The sequence below is a fragment of the Actinotalea sp. genome (assembly GCF_041597215.1).
Taxonomy (GTDB): Bacteria; Actinomycetota; Actinomycetes; order Actinomycetales; family Cellulomonadaceae; genus Actinotalea.
The window spans coordinates 1-15,124 of sequence record NZ_JBFHHB010000052.1 but is presented as its reverse complement, the minus strand read 5'-3'; the positions used below and the strand labels follow the sequence as shown (position 1 = coordinate 15,124).

The window sequence follows — 15,124 nt, the reverse complement described above, 5'->3', positions numbered from 1 at the left end:
GACGAAGCCGGCCTCCTGGAGGGCCTCGGTGCCGGTGGCGGGAGCGGTCGCGCAGCCGATCTCGACCTCTCCGCCCAGGTCGGTGAAGTCGACGACGACGGTCACACCGTCGGCGTCCGTGCACGCGCCCTCGGCAGCGGCGGCAGGGGCCGCGACGCCGGAGAGGGCGAGCAGTGTCGCGAAGGTGAGGGTGAACTTGCGGGTCAGATGCACGGTGTCTCTTCCTGAGTGGTCCGTGACGGACCCGTGCCCACCCGCGCGCCGTGCGGCGACCTTCGGGAGCGACCCGGGCTCCGTCCCGTATGCCTCGACGGTAGGAGCCTCTCGTCCCACCCAGGTGCTCCGGCTCGTCGGGCATCGCCCGACCCACGGTTGCGGGACAGCGCCGGAGTTCGACCGGCTTCCCCTGGACCTGCAGGACGTTGCCACGACGTGGCCCGCCCACCGTAGCGCGTCGAGAAGGGAGCAGCGGATCCGTCCATCCCGCGAGCCCGGTCCACCCCGCGCCCTCCTCGTCGACGCGTGGCAGGCTTGCGCCCGGTCGCGCTGCCGCGCGCCGGAGGCGAGTGAGCGGGAGCCGGACGGTGAAGGTCTATACGAAGACGGGCGACGACGGGACGACGGGACGCTTCCTCGGTGGACGGGTCTCCAAGGCGGACCTTCTCGTCGAGGCGAGCGGGGATGTCGACGAGGCCGTCGCGGTCCTCGCCGTCGTCCGGGCCGGATGCGCGGACGCCGCTCTCGCCGGCCTCGTCTTCGAGCGGCAACGCGAGCTCTTCGTCGTGGGCGCCGACCTCGCAACGAACCCCGAGCACCGCGACCGGCTGGTCCCGGAGGTGTCCCTGGTGACCACCGGGATGGTCGAGCGTCTCGAGGAGCTCATCGACCGACTGGTCGCCGAGCGTCCGCTGCGTCCCGTCTTCATCGTCCCCGGCGCCGATCCCACCTCGGCTGCGCTCGACCTGGCCCGGACCGTCGTGCGCCGGGCCGAACGTCATGTCGTCGCCGCCGAGCAGAACGCCCAGCCGGTCAGCCCGCTCGCCCTGCGCTACCTCAACCGCCTGTCCGACCTGCTGTTCGTCCTGGCGCGACATGCAGCGGATGATCTCGAGCCGGCGAGTCACGACTGACCGGGAGCTGCCGATAAGGTCGGTGAAGCCACGAGGAAGGGGGAGGCCATGGCATTCGAGTCCGACGCCTGTGCCATCCATGCCGTCACCGGTGAGCTCCTCGCACGAGGATCCGTCCGAGAGCATGCCGACGCCCGCCTCATCATGACGGCGCAGACCTTCACCGGCGTGTGGCTCGACCCGGGCGACGCCGCCGTGCTGGAGGTCTTCAGCACCGATCGTGGCGTCCTGACCTTCGACGCCGTCGTGGAGTCGAGCGACCGGGGGGCGATCGCCCTGCGTCGGCTGACCCTGCGCGAGGCGGTGCAGCACCGGGCCTCGTTGCGGGTCCCCACGCAGATGGACATCCTGCTCGACAGCGTGCTGTCGGCCGGCAAGGAGACGGTCCTGGACCCGCCCCTGCGGGTGCATGTCGACGATCTCTCGGCCGACGGCATGAAGCTCCGCACGACCGAGGAGATCGAGGTCGGCCACCGGCTGCGGACGGCCGTCCCGCTGAACGACCGCTCGCTGGAGGTCGTGCTGGAGGTCGTGCGCCGTTCCGAGGTCCGCGGAGCACTGACCTACGGCTGCCGCATCCTCGACGTGAGCGAGCGGGACCGCGACGCGCTCTTCCGCTACGTGCTCGAGCAGCAGCGCCGAGAGCTCGCCCAGCGGGCCGAGCGGCGCTGAGCCCAAGGAGCGGGGCCTCCAGGAGCGGAGCCTCCCGGAGCGAGCAGCGCGGGCGGGTCAGCCCTGCGGGCGTTCCCGGCGCTGGCCCTTGACCTCGCCGGAGCGGTGCGGGGTACGGGGCCCGGCGTGGTGCGTACCGGGATGCGCCGTCGACCGTGCAGCCGAACGCCCGCGGGGGCCGGTGTCCACGGCGATCCGGAGCGGCCTACCGCCCACCTTCGCTCCGCCGATCCGACGGAAGGCCTCGGGGCTGAGCTCAGCCGAGATCTCGATCAGGCTGAACGTCGCGAAGATGTCGATCCGTCCGAGGTCCTTGCCTCGCAGTCCGCCCTCACCGGTGATCGCGCCGACGATGGCCTCGGGCCGTGCGCCGTGCGTCGACCCGACCGCGACGCGGTAGCGCGTCCCGGTGACCGGGCGGCGTGCGGCGGTCCGCGCGCGCTCCTCGGAGGTGAAGGACACCCGTCCGTCCTCGTCGGTCCCCGCGCCACGCCGTGCCTGGATCGGGCTCGGCTCGACGACCTCGTCCGTGCGCGAGCCCGGCCCGTCGTCGCCGACCGACATCGCAGCGAGTGCGGCGGCGAGATCGACGAGCTCGGCTCCCTGCTCCACCGCGGTGGCGATCGCCGTGCGGTACATGTCGAGCCGGCCGGCGGTCACGCGGTCAGGGACACGGCGCAGCAGCGCAGCGACCCGGTGCGCCGACACGTCGGCGGGGGAGGGGATGGGCGCCTCCTCGAGACGCTGGCGTGTCGCGCGCTCGATCGCCCGCAAGCGGTTCTGCTCGTTCGGGGTGACGAAGGTGAGCGAGACGCCCGTCCGGCCCGCACGGCCGGTGCGACCGATGCGGTGGACGTAGGCGTCGGGCTCCGTCGGCACGTCGAAGTTCACGACGAGGCCGATCCGGTCCACGTCCAGGCCACGGGCGGCGACATCGGTCGCGACCAGGACGTCGAGGCTGCCCTCGCGCAGCCGCTCGACGATCCGCTCCCGGTCCTTCTGTGCGACGTCACCGGAGATCGTCGCCGCGGGGACACCGCGGGCCACGAGCGCGGCCCCGACCTCCTCCGCTGAGCTCCTCGTACGGGTGAAGACGATCGCCGCGTCGGCGTCGGAGGTCGCCAGGACCCGCGCGAGCGCACCGACCTTGTGCCGGAAGGGCACGACGGCGTACGTCTGCCGCACGCTGGCGACCGTCGAGGCGGGACGCGAGACCTGGATCCGCACGGGGTTGCGCAGGTGGGTGGACGCGACCCGCGCGATCCCCGGAGGCATCGTGGCGGAGAACAGGGCGACCTGACGGCCGGGAGGCGTCGACGTCATGATCGTCTCGACGTCCTCGGCGAAGCCCATGCGCAGCATCTCGTCCGCCTCGTCCAGGACGAGCATCCGCAACGACCCCAGGTCGAGGGAGTTGCGGGAGAGGTGGTCGATCACGCGGCCGGGGGTGCCGACGACGACCTGTGCCCCGTCGGCGATCGCCCGCCGTTGCGGGAGGAAGGGTGCGCCGCCGTACACCGCGACCACCTCGACCGCCACGCGCTTCGCGTAGCCCGAGATCGCGTCGGCGACCTGGAGGGCGAGCTCACGGGTGGGCACGAGCACGATGCCCTGCACGCGGCGGAGGTCGGGGTCGACGGCGGCGAGGAGCGGAAGGCCGAAGGCCGCGGTCTTCCCCGTGCCGGTCTGCGCCACGCCGAGCAGGTCGCTGCCCGAGAGCAGGGCAGGGATGGCCTGCGCCTGGATCGGCGTGGGACGCACGAACCCGAGGTCGAGGACGGCATCGACGAGCGCGGTGGGAAGTCCGAGGTCGACGAGGTCGAGTGATTCCGCGGTCCCGCGCTCGGCGTGGTCGGGGGTGCTGCTGGGCGCGTCGGTGGGGTTGCCGTCGGAGGGCATGGGGTCCTGTCGCTCGGGGAGGGCGCTGTGGCGCCGGTCGGTCGCGTGGCGCCGACCGTCGAAGTCTAACCGCCGAGGCCGTCCGGGACCATTGACGGGCCTCTGGCGCGATCGTACCGTTCAGTAACTTACGGTCTCGGTCAGGAGAATCCCGATGGCTCGTTCCCCCATGACGGCCGGCCCCGGCACGTCCGGAATCGACACGCAGGTGCTGGTCCTGGCCCCAGGAGACGACCTCCCGCTCCCGCAGGAGGAGCCGAGTGGCGGCGAGCTCCCCGGTGTCCTCATCCTCGGCGCCGGCCCGTGGAGCGAGAGCGCCAGGGCGCTTGCCACCTCCGCAGGGATGACCGTGTCCGTCGTCGCACCTCGCCCCGGACCGCTGCTCCTCGACCGCGAGGGACTCGCGGCCGGCATCTCCCAGGACCTGCTGGCGCGGGTCGTCGATCCCTCGGGGACCGCGGGTGCCGTGCTCGAGCTCGACGGGGCATGGCCCCTGCTGCGCGCCGGGGACGGGAGCGTCGTGGCGGCGGTCGGCACGGCCGACGGTCGCCGGGTCGCGGTCGTGGCGGTCGACCTCGCCGAGCCGGCCGAGCTCGAGCGCAACCTGGTGTCCTGGCTCGCGCCGGCGCCCCAGCCCGCCGACCGCCGCTCCGAGGTCGACCCGATGGCGGCGGACCCGGCGTGGATCGAGCTCACGGCCTCCGTGGCGGAGCTCCAGCCGATGCAGGCCAAGGACGGATCCGTCACGGCCGAGGACGCCGAGCGCGCCGCGGCACTGGTGCGCCAGGTCGCCTCGTGCGTCGCCCGGCTCGCCGGCCACTTCCCGCACGACTCCGCCTACCTCGAGGCCGTGCAGGTCGACCTCGAGAGGTGGGCGGCCCAGGGGGTGGGCGTTCCCGACTTCCTCGACTCCCTCGTCGCGTTCGCCCCGGCCTCCCAGCGGGTCGACGGGCTGCGACACCTCGTCGTGTTCCCGATGGTCACCCAGAACGGCAGCCCGGACCGCCACCTCGAGGCGGTCATCGTCGAGGTCATCTGGCCGGAGTTCGTGCGGGAGCTCGAAGCCGGCCCGTACACCAACCGGCTCTTCGTCCCGATCCGCTTCGTCGCGTTCACCGCCGGCTACGACACGAACTCGGCCGTGCTGTTCCCCGAGACCGTCGCGATGCGGGCGATCCCGGCGTTCACCTGGGGAGCGATCTTCGCCGACCGTGAGGCGGCCAGGTTCCGTGCAGTGGTCTCCGCTGCGGCCGAGACGACAGGTCTCGCCCTCCCGCCCGACGCGGCACGGCTCCTCGCCGACCAGTCGCTCGCCGAGGAGACCTTCGTCCTGTGGGACCTCATCCACGACCGCACGCACATGCGGGGCGACCTGCCGTTCGACCCCTTCATGATCAAGCAGCGGATGCCGTACTTCCTGTACTCCCTCGAGGAGCTGCGCTGCGACCTGACGGCGTTCAAGGAGTCGGTCGCCCTCGAGCAGGCGGGGGAGCCGCACGGACGCCTGGTGCAGTACGCGGTGCTCTTCGACCGGATCTTCCGGTTCCCGCTGACCGGTTCGCGGGTGCGCAACTACGACGGCCTCGGCGGTCAGCTCCTGTTCGCCTGGCTCCACCAGCGCGGCGTCCTGCACTGGACGGACAACCGCCTCGCCATCGACTGGGAAGGGGTCGCACCGGCGGTCCTCGCCCTGGCGGAGGAGGTCGAGGACCTCTACTGGCGATCGATCGACCGCCCCAAGATCGCGCACTGGCTCGCCGCCTACGCGCTCGTCTCCGGGGTGCTCACCCCGCACCCGGCCTCGACCTGGGCCCAGGGGCCGCAGGCCCTTCCCCTGACGGGCCCGCTCAAGGGGCTGACCGATGCCGTGCTCCCCGACGAGTTCCCGCTGTCGATGTTCTACGAGGCCCTCGAGCGCCGGATCTCCGACGTCGTCGCGTCGACCGCGGGGATCACCGGATGACGCCGGGAACACCGCCGCTGCCGGCCGGTCCCCGGCGGCGGCCGTCCGCCGCACCCGGCGGACGGTGAGAGGATCGACCGCGTGAGACTGCATGACACCTCCGTCCGCGGATTCGCCTCCGACAACTACGCCGGGGTCCACCCCGAGGTGCTCGCCGCTCTGGCCGACGCCAACGGTGGGCACCAGATCTCCTACGGGGAGGATGCGTACACCGCGCGTCTGACCGAGGTGATGGCCGGACACTTCGGTCGGCCCGTCGACGTCTACCCGGTGCTCAACGGCACCGGTGCCAACGTCCTCGCGCTGCAGTCGATGCTCCCGCGCTGGGGAGCGGCCGTCTGCGCGGCCACCGCGCACGTGAACTGCGACGAGGGCGGCGCTCCGGAGAAGGTCGGCGGCGTCAAGCTCCTCCCCGTGCCGACCCCGGACGGCAGGCTGACGCCCGCGCTGCTCGACTCCGAGGCGTGGGGCTGGGGCGACGAGCACCGCGCCCAGCCGCTCGTGGTCACGATCACCCAGACCACCGAGCTCGGCACCTGCTACACCCCCGAGCAGATCGCGGCGCTGACCGAGCACGCGCACTCCTTGGGGATGCGGGTGCACCTGGACGGCGCTCGGCTCGCCAACGCCGCCGCGCACCTGGGGCTTCCGGTCCGTGCCTTCACGAGCGACGTCGGGGTCGACGTGGTCTCGTTCGGCGGGACGAAGAACGGGGCCCTTGCCGCCGAGGCCGTCGTCGTGCTCGATCCGGGTGCGGCGGAAGGACTGACCTTCCTGCGCAAGACGGACATGCAGCTCGCCTCGAAGATGCGGTTCGTCTCGGCCCAGCTCCTCGCCCTCCTCGAGGGCGACCTGTGGTTGCGCTCGGCGGGCCACGCCAATGCGATGGCTCGACGCCTGCGGGACGCCGTCGTCGACCTGCCAGGGGTGCGGGTGGTCCGGCCGGTCGAGTCGAACGCGGTGTTCGCCGTGCTGCCCGAGGGCGTCGCCGACCGGTTGCGTGAGTCGTTCCGGTTCTACGACTGGGACCAGGCGACCCGCGAGGTGCGCTGGATGTGCGCCTTCGACACGAGCCCCGAGGACGTCGACGCCTTCGTCTCCACCCTGGCCGGCCTCCTCGCGGGGGAGACCGTCACGGCCTGACCGCCCCGCCGCGGGCCACGCCGCCCCTCGTCACAGGTGCGCGGGAGGCAGCAGACCAGCGTCGATCAGTCGCAGGGTCAGCTCGTGGCCGTCGTCCCCGTGCACGACCCGCAGCCCAGAGACATCGGCATCCTGCGGAAGCGGCAGCGGGAGCCCGTGCGAGAGGACCTGCTCGGCGGCGGACAGGCGACGGATCGCGACGACGGCGACGCGTCCCGGGTGCTCGGCCACCGCCTCCGCGTACCGCTGCGGATCATGCTGGCCGTCGTCGCCGACCAGGGCCCAGGTCAGCTGGGGGAGCTCGGCCATGAGCCGGCGCAGGCTGCTCTGCTTGTGCGCCTGCCCGGTGCGGAACCACCCCTGTCGGGTGGGCCGCCAGTCGGTGAGCAGCAGGGGCCCGGGCGGGAAGCCGTGGTGGCGCAGGAAGCGGCGCAGCGCCGGAGCGACGTCCCATGCGCCCGTGGAGAGGTAGAACACCGGGCCGTCGGGGTAGGCGGCGGTCCAGCGCGCGTAGAGCTCACCCATCCCGGGAACGGCCCGTCGGGCGTTCTCGTGCAGGACCAGAGCGTTCCAGGCCGCCAGGATCGGGCGTGGCAGAGAGGTCACCATGACGGTGTCGTCCACGTCGCTCAGCAGGGCCATCGCGGGCTCCGGACCGACGACCAGCACCCGGGTCGCGACGGAGTCCTCGTCGATCTCGAAGCGCACCTGCCGCCAGCCCGGCTCCAGGTCGGCAGGCAGTCGCACGTCCACGTAGCCCCGGTCGTCCGCCTCGACGCCGTGCCGTACGCCGTCGATCACGACGTCGACCCTCGCCCCGGGGAGCGGCACGACGAGGAAGGACCGCCAACCCCTGACCGCCCGCGGGGCGGCCGGCTGCTCGACAGAGGACCGCGCGAGGTCCGTCGGGACCAGGACGGCGCGGCCCAGCACACGGACCCACCCGTCGGTGCCGTAGCCCGTGAAGGGCTCGACTCCTGCGCTCCACCCCTTGCGCCGCAGGCGCCGCGCGATCACCGAGGTGAGCCGGCGCTCGAGGCGGGCGGCCCAGTGCGGAGGGCGCGGGTCCGCCGTCACAGGACGAGCTCCGCCATCGTCCGCAGCGCGCGCCTGTCGCCCTGGACGAGGATCGAGGTCACCGCCGTCTCCTCCCATGCAGCCAGCCGGTCGCGCAGCGCCTCCTCGGGCCCCACCAGGGCGATGTCCTGCACCAGCGAGGTCGGGACCGCCGCCGCCGCCTCCTCGCGCCGCCCCTCGGCCCACAGACCGGCGATCTCCACGCACTGGTCGACCCAGCCGAGGCGTTCGACCGCTGCGCGGTGGAAGTTCGCGCCCGGTGCGCCCATCCCGCCGAGGTAGAGCGCCACGAAGGGACGCACCCGGTCCGCCGCACGTTCGACGTCGTCGTCCACGACCACCGGGACGGTCGCGCTCACCTCGAAGGCCTCGGCCGGGAGCAGTCGGCGATCGCGCCTCGCGAAGCCCTCGGCCAGCAGCGCCCGGTGCTCGGCGTCGAAGCGCGGCGAGGAGAAGAGCGGCAGCCAGCCGTCGGCGAGCTCGGCAGCCAGCGCGATGTTCTTCGGGCCCTCCGCCGCGAGGTGCACGGGCAGGTCGGCACGCAGCGGGTGCACGGTGGGCAGCAGCGCACGGCCCAGACCGGTGCCGCCGCCCAGCGGCAGCGCGTACGCCGGTCCGGGCGAGGTGACCGGCGCCTCCCGCCGCAGGACCTGACGGACCACGTCCACGTACTCACGGGTGCGCGCGAGCGGTCGCGCGTAGGGCTGCCCGTACCAGCCCTCGACGACCTGCGGCCCGGAGACGCCCAGACCGAGGGTGAACCGTCCGTCCGAGAGGTGGTCGAGGGTCAGCGCCGCCATCGCGGTCGCCGTGGGGGCCCGGGCGGAGAGCTGCGCGATCGCCGTGCCGAGCCGGATGCGTGAGGTCCGGCTTCCCCACCAGGCCAACGGGGTGAAGGCGTCGGAGCCGTAGGCCTCGGCCGTCCAGACGGAGTCGTAACCGAGCCGCTCGGCCTCGAGGATCGTCTCGAGAGCGCCGGCCGGGCGCGCGGCACCCCAGTAGCCCAGATGGACACCCAGTCTCATCGCGCGACCTCCATCGATCGACGGTGACGTCGCCGCCAGCGGACGACGACGGCGACCACGCCACCGAGCAGGACGGCCACGAGGACCGGGACGAGCACGGCGCTGAGGCTGAGGGCGAGGCTCGTCACGTCCTCCGCCGTGCTGACCACGGGGGTCCCGAGCCCGGCTGTGCTCGCCGTGACGATCGGCCGGGCAAGAGCCTTGACCAGGTGGACGGCGAGCGCGAGCAGCGCACCCATGGCGACCGGTGCCCAGCCGTTCCCCGCGAAGATCGCTGCGGGGTCGGGCACCGCCGCCGTCGCCGAGGCCGTCCCTGCGCCGAACACCACGCCACCCGCGGCCGGGCGCACCAGGCTCTGCACGACGTCGTTCGCATGATCGAAGCCGGGGACCTTGTCGGCGACGACATCCAGCACCAGCAGGAGGGCGAGCAGGGCCAGCACCCACGGGCTGGAGATCACGGACCAGCCCTCCGGGAGCGAGACGAGGGGAGTCCAGCGGTCCAGCACACCGAGGACGAGCAGCGGGAGGGCGGCGTTCAGCCCGGCGGCGGTCGCCAGACCGGTCCCGGTGAGGAGCTCGAGCATGTCGCCAGCATTCCACCTGCCCGTAGCCTTGACGTATGCCGAGCCCGCGTCGTCGCCTGCGTGTCGACCCGAGCCGCGGCGCGACCCTGCGGGCAGGCTTCGCCCGGATCCGCCAGGAGCACGACCTCCCGCTCGGCTTCCCGGCGCCGGTCGCGGCCGAGGCGGACCGGGTGTCCGGGCGCGCCACGCAGGATGACCGTCGGGACCTGCGCGACGTGCCCTTCCTCACCCTCGACCCGCCGGGGTCGACCGACCTCGACCAGGCCATGCACCTCTCGCGCCGCGGCTCGGGCTACCTCGTGCGGTACGCGATCGCCGACGTCGCCCACTTCGTCGTGCCCGGCGGTCCGATCGACCGGGAGGCCCGCACCCGGGCCAGCACGGTCTACTGCCCCGACACCCGGGTGCCCCTGCACCCGGAGCTGCTGTCCGAGGGCGTCGCCTCGCTCCTCGTGGACCAGGTGCGTCCCGCGATCGTGTGGAGCATCGCCCTGGACCCCGAGGGGCGCACCACGGATGTCGAGGTCGAGCGGGCGGTGGTGCGCAGCCGCGCCCAGCTCACCTACCCGGCGACCCAGCGCGCCCTGGACGAGGGTCGGGCGGGTGAGGTCATCGACCTGCTCGCCGAGATCGGCACGCTGCGAGCGCGACTCGAGGAGTCCAGGGGAGGGGTGTCGCTCGCTCGTCCCGAGCAGGAGGTCGTCCCCGTCGACGACCACTGGGAGCTCTCGCTGGCCTCGGCCCTGCCGATCGAGGAGCACAACGCCCAGATCTCGCTGCTCACCGGGATGGCCGGCGCAGCTCTCATGCTCGAGCTCGGGACCGGTCTGCTGCGGACCATGCCCGCCGCGCAGGCGCGCGACCTCGCCCGGCTCCGTCGTCAGGGACTGGCGCTCGGCGTCGACTGGCCGCAGGACGAGCCCTACGGTGCCGTGCTGCGCCGCCTGGACCGCAGCCTTCCCTCCACGGCTGCCTTCCTCGCCGCCGCGACCACCCTCTTCCGCGGCGCTGCCTGGACGGCGTTCGACGGCACGCGACCGGACGACCCGGTGCACGGTGCGGTCGGCGCGCCCTACGCGCACGTGACGGCTCCCCTGCGACGGCTGGTGGACCGGTACGGACTGGAGATCGCGCTGGCGGCGCATGCGGGACGTCCGGTCCCCGAGTGGGTCCTCGCCGCGCTCCCCGACGTGGGCGGTGAGATGGCCACGGGTGCCGCCCGTGCCTCGTCGGTGGACCGGGCCTGCACCGATCTGGTCGAGGCCACGGTCCTGGCCCCGCACATCGGGGAGGACTTCGACGCGGTCGTCCTCGACGACCGCACCGTGCAGGTGAGCGGGCCCGCGGTGGTGGGGCGCCTCACGGACGGCTCCGGGCTGGCAGGACAGCGCATCCGGGTCCGGCTGATCGAGGCGGACCCGAGTGCCGGGCGGGTCCGGTTCAGCCCGGTCGACGCGGCCGCGCCGGGGTCGGGACCTTCGGTACCGCAGGCGCCGTAGGATCATGGTTCCGAGCGAGTCCTGGGGGGTGCGGTCCGAGATGGCTGACGTCGCCGACGACCCCAACCGGGTCCTGACGCTTCCCAACGTCATCAGCCTCATCCGACTCCTGCTCGTCCCGGTCTTCGCCGTGCTGGCATGGGAGGGCGAGGACCTCGCAGCGCTGTACGTGCTCGCGGTCTCCGGGGCCTCGGACTGGCTGGACGGGGTGCTCGCTCGTGGCCTGCACCAGCAGAGTCGCCTCGGCGAGCTGCTCGACCCCGCGGCCGACCGGCTCTTCATCCTCGTGACGCTCGTCGTGCTCGCGGCGCGTGACGACATCCCGTGGTGGCTCGTCGCCGCCATCGTCGGTCGTGACGTCCTGCTCGCCGCCCTGCTCGCGGTGCTGCTGCGCTCGGGGGTCGGAGCGCTGCCCGTCCACTTCGTCGGCAAGGCGGCCACCTTCGCGCTGCTCTACGCCTTCCCCCTGCTCCTGCTCGCGCAGTGGAGCGGACCGGTCGGGACGGTCGCCGGGGTGCTCGGCTGGGCCTTCGCGTGGTGGGGGATCGGCCTGTACTGGTTGGCTGCCCTGATCTACCTGCGGCAGGCGGTCACCGCCCTGCGCGACCCTTCCGTGCTCGCGGAGGGTCCCGAGGGGGACACCGAGGTGCCGGGACTTCCGTCGTGACCTCACGCGAGGACCGGACAGGGAAGGACCTGCCCGGAGGTCGCGCCCCCGCGGGGACGGCAGGCGCGCGTCGGCCCGACGCCTCGATGGCCCTCCTGAACGACCTCATGGCGCGGCCGACCGATCCTGAGTACGCCGAGGCCGCCGCCCGACCGCATGCACCTCAGACGACTCCGCAACGGCTCACCCGCTCGGGCCTGGAGATGGTGATCGCCTTCGTGCTCGGTCTGGTCCTGGTCGGTGCGATCGTGAGCCTGCGGACGCCGCAGTCCGCCGTCACCTCCTCCCTGCTGCTGCTCAGCGACCAGATCCGCGAGCGGACGGAGCAGGCAGACGCGCTGGCGAAGGAGAACGCAGCGCTCAGTGCCGACGTGGACGCGCTCCAGGCCGACCTGCTGGCGGAGAACGACCCGGAGCTGTTCGAGGACCTGCGCCTGTCGGAGCTCCTCTCCGGGGCCGTCGGGGTGACCGGCCCTGGCCTTGTCGTGGTCCTCACCGACGCGCCACCCGACACGACGGGTCAGGTGGACCCCGAGAAGCGGGTCCAGGACATCGACGTGCAGATCGTGGTCAACGGCCTGTTCGCCGCGGGTGCCGAGGCCATCGCGGTGAACGGCCAGCGGCTCACGGCGCTCAGCGCGATCCGCAACGTGAGCATCGCGATCCTGGTGGACGACGTCCCGCTGTCGAGCCCTTACCGGATCGAGGCCATCGGCGACGTCCGGTCCATGCAGACGGCCTTCGCGCGCACCTCGGCCGCCGATCACCTCACCCTCCTCGGTTCCGCCTTCGACATCGCGGTGGCCACGAGCGCAGCGGACGAGCTCTCACTGAGCGGAGCGGGGAGCACCCGGTTGCGGTACGCCCAGGTGCCGGAGAGTGTGACATCGTCAGGGGCTGGACAGGAGGAACAGGATTCATGATCGCTGTGATCGGGCTGCTGCTGGGTGCGCTCGCCGGGCTCTTCCTCGAGCCGACGGTCCCGCTCTTCCTGCAGCCGTACCTCCCGATCGCCGTGGTCGCGGCGCTCGACGCGCTGTTCGGCGGGCTGCGCGCGCTCCTCGACAGGACCTTCGACGACCGCGTCTTCCTCGTGTCCTTCCTCTCCAACGTCGTCGTGGCCGCCCTCATCGTGTTCCTCGGTGACCAGCTGGGCGTGGGGAGCCAGCTCTCGACCGCCGTCGTCGTCGTGCTCGGGATCCGGATCTTCTCCAACGCCGCTGCCATCCGTCGTCACCTGCTCAAGGCCTGACCCATGACCCAGCCCGACGAGCCGACGGAGCGCCAGGCGACCGGCGAGGACGAGGTCCTCGCCGCGGAGCCGTCGGCGTGGGCCACCCTCCGCAGCGGCCTCGCGCTCCGTCCCACCAAGGCGCAGTTCCTGGCCGGGGTGCTGTGCGCCCTCCTCGGGTTCGCCCTCGTCGTGCAGGTCAAGCTCAACCAGTCGACGGACCTGTCGGGGCTGAGCCAGCAGGAGCTCGTCCGGATCCTCGACGAGGTGACCCAACGCACCGACGACCTCGACGAGCAGGCGGCAGAGCTCCGCGCGCAGCGGGCAGAGCTCGTCACCGGTACCGCCACCCAGCGGGCGGCGCAGATCGCCGCCGCGGCCCGGGCCGAGGCGCAGGGGATCCTCGCCGGCAGGCTCCCCGCCGAGGGTCCTGGCGTCGCCGTGACCTTGAGGGAAGGCTCCACCCGGCTCACGGCGGCCCAGCTCGTCGACGTGCTCGAGAGCCTGCGCAACGCGGGCGCGGAGGCCATCGACCTGTCCGGACGACGCGTGACGGCCTCGACCTACATCCTCGACACCGTCGACGGTGTCGAGGTCGACGGGGTGAGTCTGACGGCGCCCTACCGATGGCTCGCGATCGGTGACCCTGACACCCTGCGCACCGCGCTGGAGATGCCCGGGGGAGCCATGGCGGCGATCCGCAACGTGGGCGCCACCACGGACGTCGCCGCACGGGACGTCCTCACGATCGACTCCGTGCGCACGTTGAGCACCCCCCGGTTCGCGACCCCGGTCCCGTCCCCGACCGCGAGCTGAGCACGCCGGGAGCACGCTCGGCACGACAGACGGACCGAGATCCGCACCGGGTGCCTGACGGGACCCTCCCGGGCGCATAGGCTGTGCACCGGACAGTTGGACGACGAGGAGGAGCGATGGGCGAGAACGAGGTCTCCGACGCGCAGCGGTGGGCCGCTGGTGAGACCACCATCAGTTTCGGCGACGCCGCAGGCGAGGCCGAGGTCGTCGTCGCGCTCTCCCCGGAGCAGCATGCCGCCGTCGCCGCGCTCCCCGCGACGTCCGCCCTCCTCCTGATGCAGCGCGGTCCGTCCTCCGGTGCTCGCTTCCTGCTGGACGCCGACCGCACCACCGCCGGCCGCAGCCCGGACGCCGACATCTTCCTCGACGACGTGACGGTCTCGCGCAAGCACGTCGAGTTCGTCCGGGACGGCGGCGGGTTCGTCGTCCGCGACGTCGGCTCGCTCAACGGCACCTACGTCAACCGCACCCGGATCGAGCAGGCGACCCTTCGCCCTGGCGACGAGGTCCAGATCGGCAAGTTCCGGATGACCTTCCACCCGAGCCCCGCGCGCGCCGTCGGCACCGCCGACGAGGGCCGGTGAGCAGCGGCTCCTCGGCCGATCATCTGGCTCGGCCCGACTCCGCACACCCCCAGGACACGCCACCCCGGCCGCGTGCGGTCGAGCCGTGGCCGCACGGCGTCTCCCGAGAGCCGTCGATGCGGATCTCGGACGTGCTGGACACGCTGAGCACCGACTTCCCGGCCCTGACACCGTCCAAGCTGCGATTCCTCGAGGAGCAGGGTCTCGTCGAGCCGCGGAGATCACCGGGCGGCTACCGGCAGTACAGCCTCGCGGACGTCGAACGGGTGCGCTACGTGCTGCGGGAGCAGCGCGACAAGTACCTCCCGCTCAAGGTCATCGGGGAGCAGCTCACGGCCCTGGATCGCGGCGAGGTCCTCGAGCCGCTCCAGCCGCGACTGGCCACGAGCGACGGGGAAGCCCCGGCGCCGCTCCGCCCGGCCCGGCACACGGCGGCGAGCCTCGCCCGAGCGGCCGGCGCCGACGAGTCCCTCGTGACGGGGCTGATCGAGGCCGGCGTGATCAGCCAGGGGGCCTCCGGACTGCTCGAGCCGTGGACGGTGGAGATCGTCCGGGCGGCGTCGTCGCTCGCCGAGCACGGGATCGAGCCGCGTCACCTCCGGGCCTTCCGTGCGGCGGCCGACCGCCAGCTCGACGTCGTCGAGCAGATCGTCGCCCCGGTGCGAGCCCAGCGCGCCGTCGCGGCGCAGGCGCATGCCGCGACCCTTGCCGCAGAGGTCGGCGAGCTGTGCGCACGACTGCACACCGCGCTGCTGCGCGCGGGAGTGGTCGAGCTCGCTCCCTGAGCCTCGAGTGGTGGGCGCAGCCCGCCGAGGAGTCGTACGTTGGTCG

The 15,124-nt window shown here is 72.9% G+C and carries 16 protein-coding genes and 1 riboswitch; of the genes, 11 read left to right on the top strand and 5 right to left on the bottom strand.

Features of this window, described 5'->3' with window-relative positions; all coding sequences use genetic code 11:
* A partial coding sequence (locus ABWK99_RS05715) for a hypothetical protein (RefSeq protein ID WP_372593736.1) occupies positions 1-213 on the bottom strand: 213 nt, incomplete at its 3' end.
* Positions 214-336: 123 nt separating this feature from the next.
* Positions 337-406: riboswitch (cobalamin riboswitch) on the bottom strand.
* A gap of 178 nt (positions 407-584) precedes the next feature.
* On the opposite strand from ABWK99_RS05715, the gene ABWK99_RS05710 reads away from it, so the two are divergent.
* Entirely contained in the window at positions 585-1,130 is a 546-nt protein-coding gene (locus tag ABWK99_RS05710) for a cob(I)yrinic acid a,c-diamide adenosyltransferase (RefSeq protein WP_372593735.1), read from the top strand.
* A gap of 48 nt (positions 1,131-1,178) precedes the next feature.
* Complete coding sequence (locus ABWK99_RS05705; RefSeq protein ID WP_372593734.1) at positions 1,179-1,802, top strand: PilZ domain-containing protein; 624 nt, start codon at positions 1,179-1,181, stop codon at positions 1,800-1,802.
* Between the two features lie 57 nt (positions 1,803-1,859).
* Here ABWK99_RS05705 and ABWK99_RS05700 read toward each other — a convergent pair whose 3' ends face one another.
* Entirely contained in the window at positions 1,860-3,701 is a 1,842-nt protein-coding gene (locus tag ABWK99_RS05700) for a DEAD/DEAH box helicase (RefSeq protein ID WP_372593733.1), read from the bottom strand.
* Positions 3,702-4,365: 664 nt separating this feature from the next.
* On the opposite strand from ABWK99_RS05700, the gene ABWK99_RS05695 reads away from it, so the two are divergent.
* Both ABWK99_RS05695 and ABWK99_RS05690 read left to right on the top strand, forming a co-directional pair.
* On the top strand, positions 4,366-5,664 hold the full coding sequence (locus ABWK99_RS05695) for a DUF6421 family protein (protein ID WP_372593738.1): 1,299 nt from the start codon (positions 4,366-4,368) through the stop codon (positions 5,662-5,664).
* Positions 5,665-5,745: 81 nt separating this feature from the next.
* On the top strand, positions 5,746-6,807 hold the full coding sequence (locus ABWK99_RS05690) for a low specificity L-threonine aldolase (RefSeq protein ID WP_372593732.1): 1,062 nt from the start codon (positions 5,746-5,748) through the stop codon (positions 6,805-6,807).
* A gap of 30 nt (positions 6,808-6,837) precedes the next feature.
* On the opposite strand, the gene ABWK99_RS05685 is transcribed toward ABWK99_RS05690, so the two are convergent.
* The 3 genes from ABWK99_RS05685 to ABWK99_RS05675 are packed head-to-tail and all read right to left on the bottom strand — an operon-like array spanning position 6,838 to position 9,496.
* Complete coding sequence (locus ABWK99_RS05685; RefSeq protein WP_372593731.1) at positions 6,838-7,884, bottom strand: App1 family protein; 1,047 nt, start codon at positions 7,882-7,884, stop codon at positions 6,838-6,840.
* Entirely contained in the window at positions 7,881-8,909 is a 1,029-nt protein-coding gene (locus ABWK99_RS05680) for an LLM class F420-dependent oxidoreductase (protein WP_372593730.1), read from the bottom strand. Before ABWK99_RS05680 ends, ABWK99_RS05685 begins: the two co-directional genes overlap by 4 nt.
* On the bottom strand, positions 8,906-9,496 hold the full coding sequence (locus ABWK99_RS05675) for a DUF4126 domain-containing protein (protein ID WP_372593729.1): 591 nt from the start codon (positions 9,494-9,496) through the stop codon (positions 8,906-8,908). Before ABWK99_RS05675 ends, ABWK99_RS05680 begins: the two co-directional genes overlap by 4 nt.
* Before the next feature lie 35 nt (positions 9,497-9,531).
* Here ABWK99_RS05675 and ABWK99_RS05670 point away from each other — a divergent pair, with 35 nt between their 5' ends.
* From ABWK99_RS05670 to ABWK99_RS05640, 7 genes are all read left to right on the top strand, one after another.
* The gene (locus ABWK99_RS05670; protein ID WP_372593728.1) at positions 9,532-10,995 is read left to right on the top strand and encodes an RNB domain-containing ribonuclease; all 1,464 of its coding nucleotides are present in this window, start codon (positions 9,532-9,534) and stop codon (positions 10,993-10,995) included.
* A gap of 40 nt (positions 10,996-11,035) precedes the next feature.
* Positions 11,036-11,662 (top strand): CDP-alcohol phosphatidyltransferase family protein, encoded by a 627-nt coding sequence (locus tag ABWK99_RS05665; RefSeq protein ID WP_372593737.1) that lies wholly within the window; start codon positions 11,036-11,038, stop codon positions 11,660-11,662.
* Positions 11,659-12,585 (top strand): DUF881 domain-containing protein, encoded by a 927-nt coding sequence (locus ABWK99_RS05660; RefSeq protein WP_372593727.1) that lies wholly within the window; start codon positions 11,659-11,661, stop codon positions 12,583-12,585. Before ABWK99_RS05665 ends, ABWK99_RS05660 begins: the two co-directional genes overlap by 4 nt.
* Positions 12,582-12,914: a small basic family protein gene (locus ABWK99_RS05655; protein ID WP_372593726.1), complete on the top strand. Its 333-nt coding sequence runs from the start codon at positions 12,582-12,584 to the stop codon at positions 12,912-12,914. The genes ABWK99_RS05660 and ABWK99_RS05655 overlap by 4 nt, the downstream gene beginning before the upstream one ends.
* A 3-nt stretch (positions 12,915-12,917) precedes the next feature.
* The gene (locus ABWK99_RS05650; RefSeq protein WP_372593725.1) at positions 12,918-13,709 is read left to right on the top strand and encodes a DUF881 domain-containing protein; all 792 of its coding nucleotides are present in this window, start codon (positions 12,918-12,920) and stop codon (positions 13,707-13,709) included.
* A gap of 116 nt (positions 13,710-13,825) precedes the next feature.
* Positions 13,826-14,293: an FHA domain-containing protein gene (locus ABWK99_RS05645; RefSeq protein WP_372593724.1), complete on the top strand. Its 468-nt coding sequence runs from the start codon at positions 13,826-13,828 to the stop codon at positions 14,291-14,293.
* The gene (locus ABWK99_RS05640; protein ID WP_372593723.1) at positions 14,290-15,078 is read left to right on the top strand and encodes a MerR family transcriptional regulator; all 789 of its coding nucleotides are present in this window, start codon (positions 14,290-14,292) and stop codon (positions 15,076-15,078) included. The genes ABWK99_RS05645 and ABWK99_RS05640 overlap by 4 nt, the downstream gene beginning before the upstream one ends.
* Positions 15,079-15,124 lie beyond the last annotated feature (46 nt).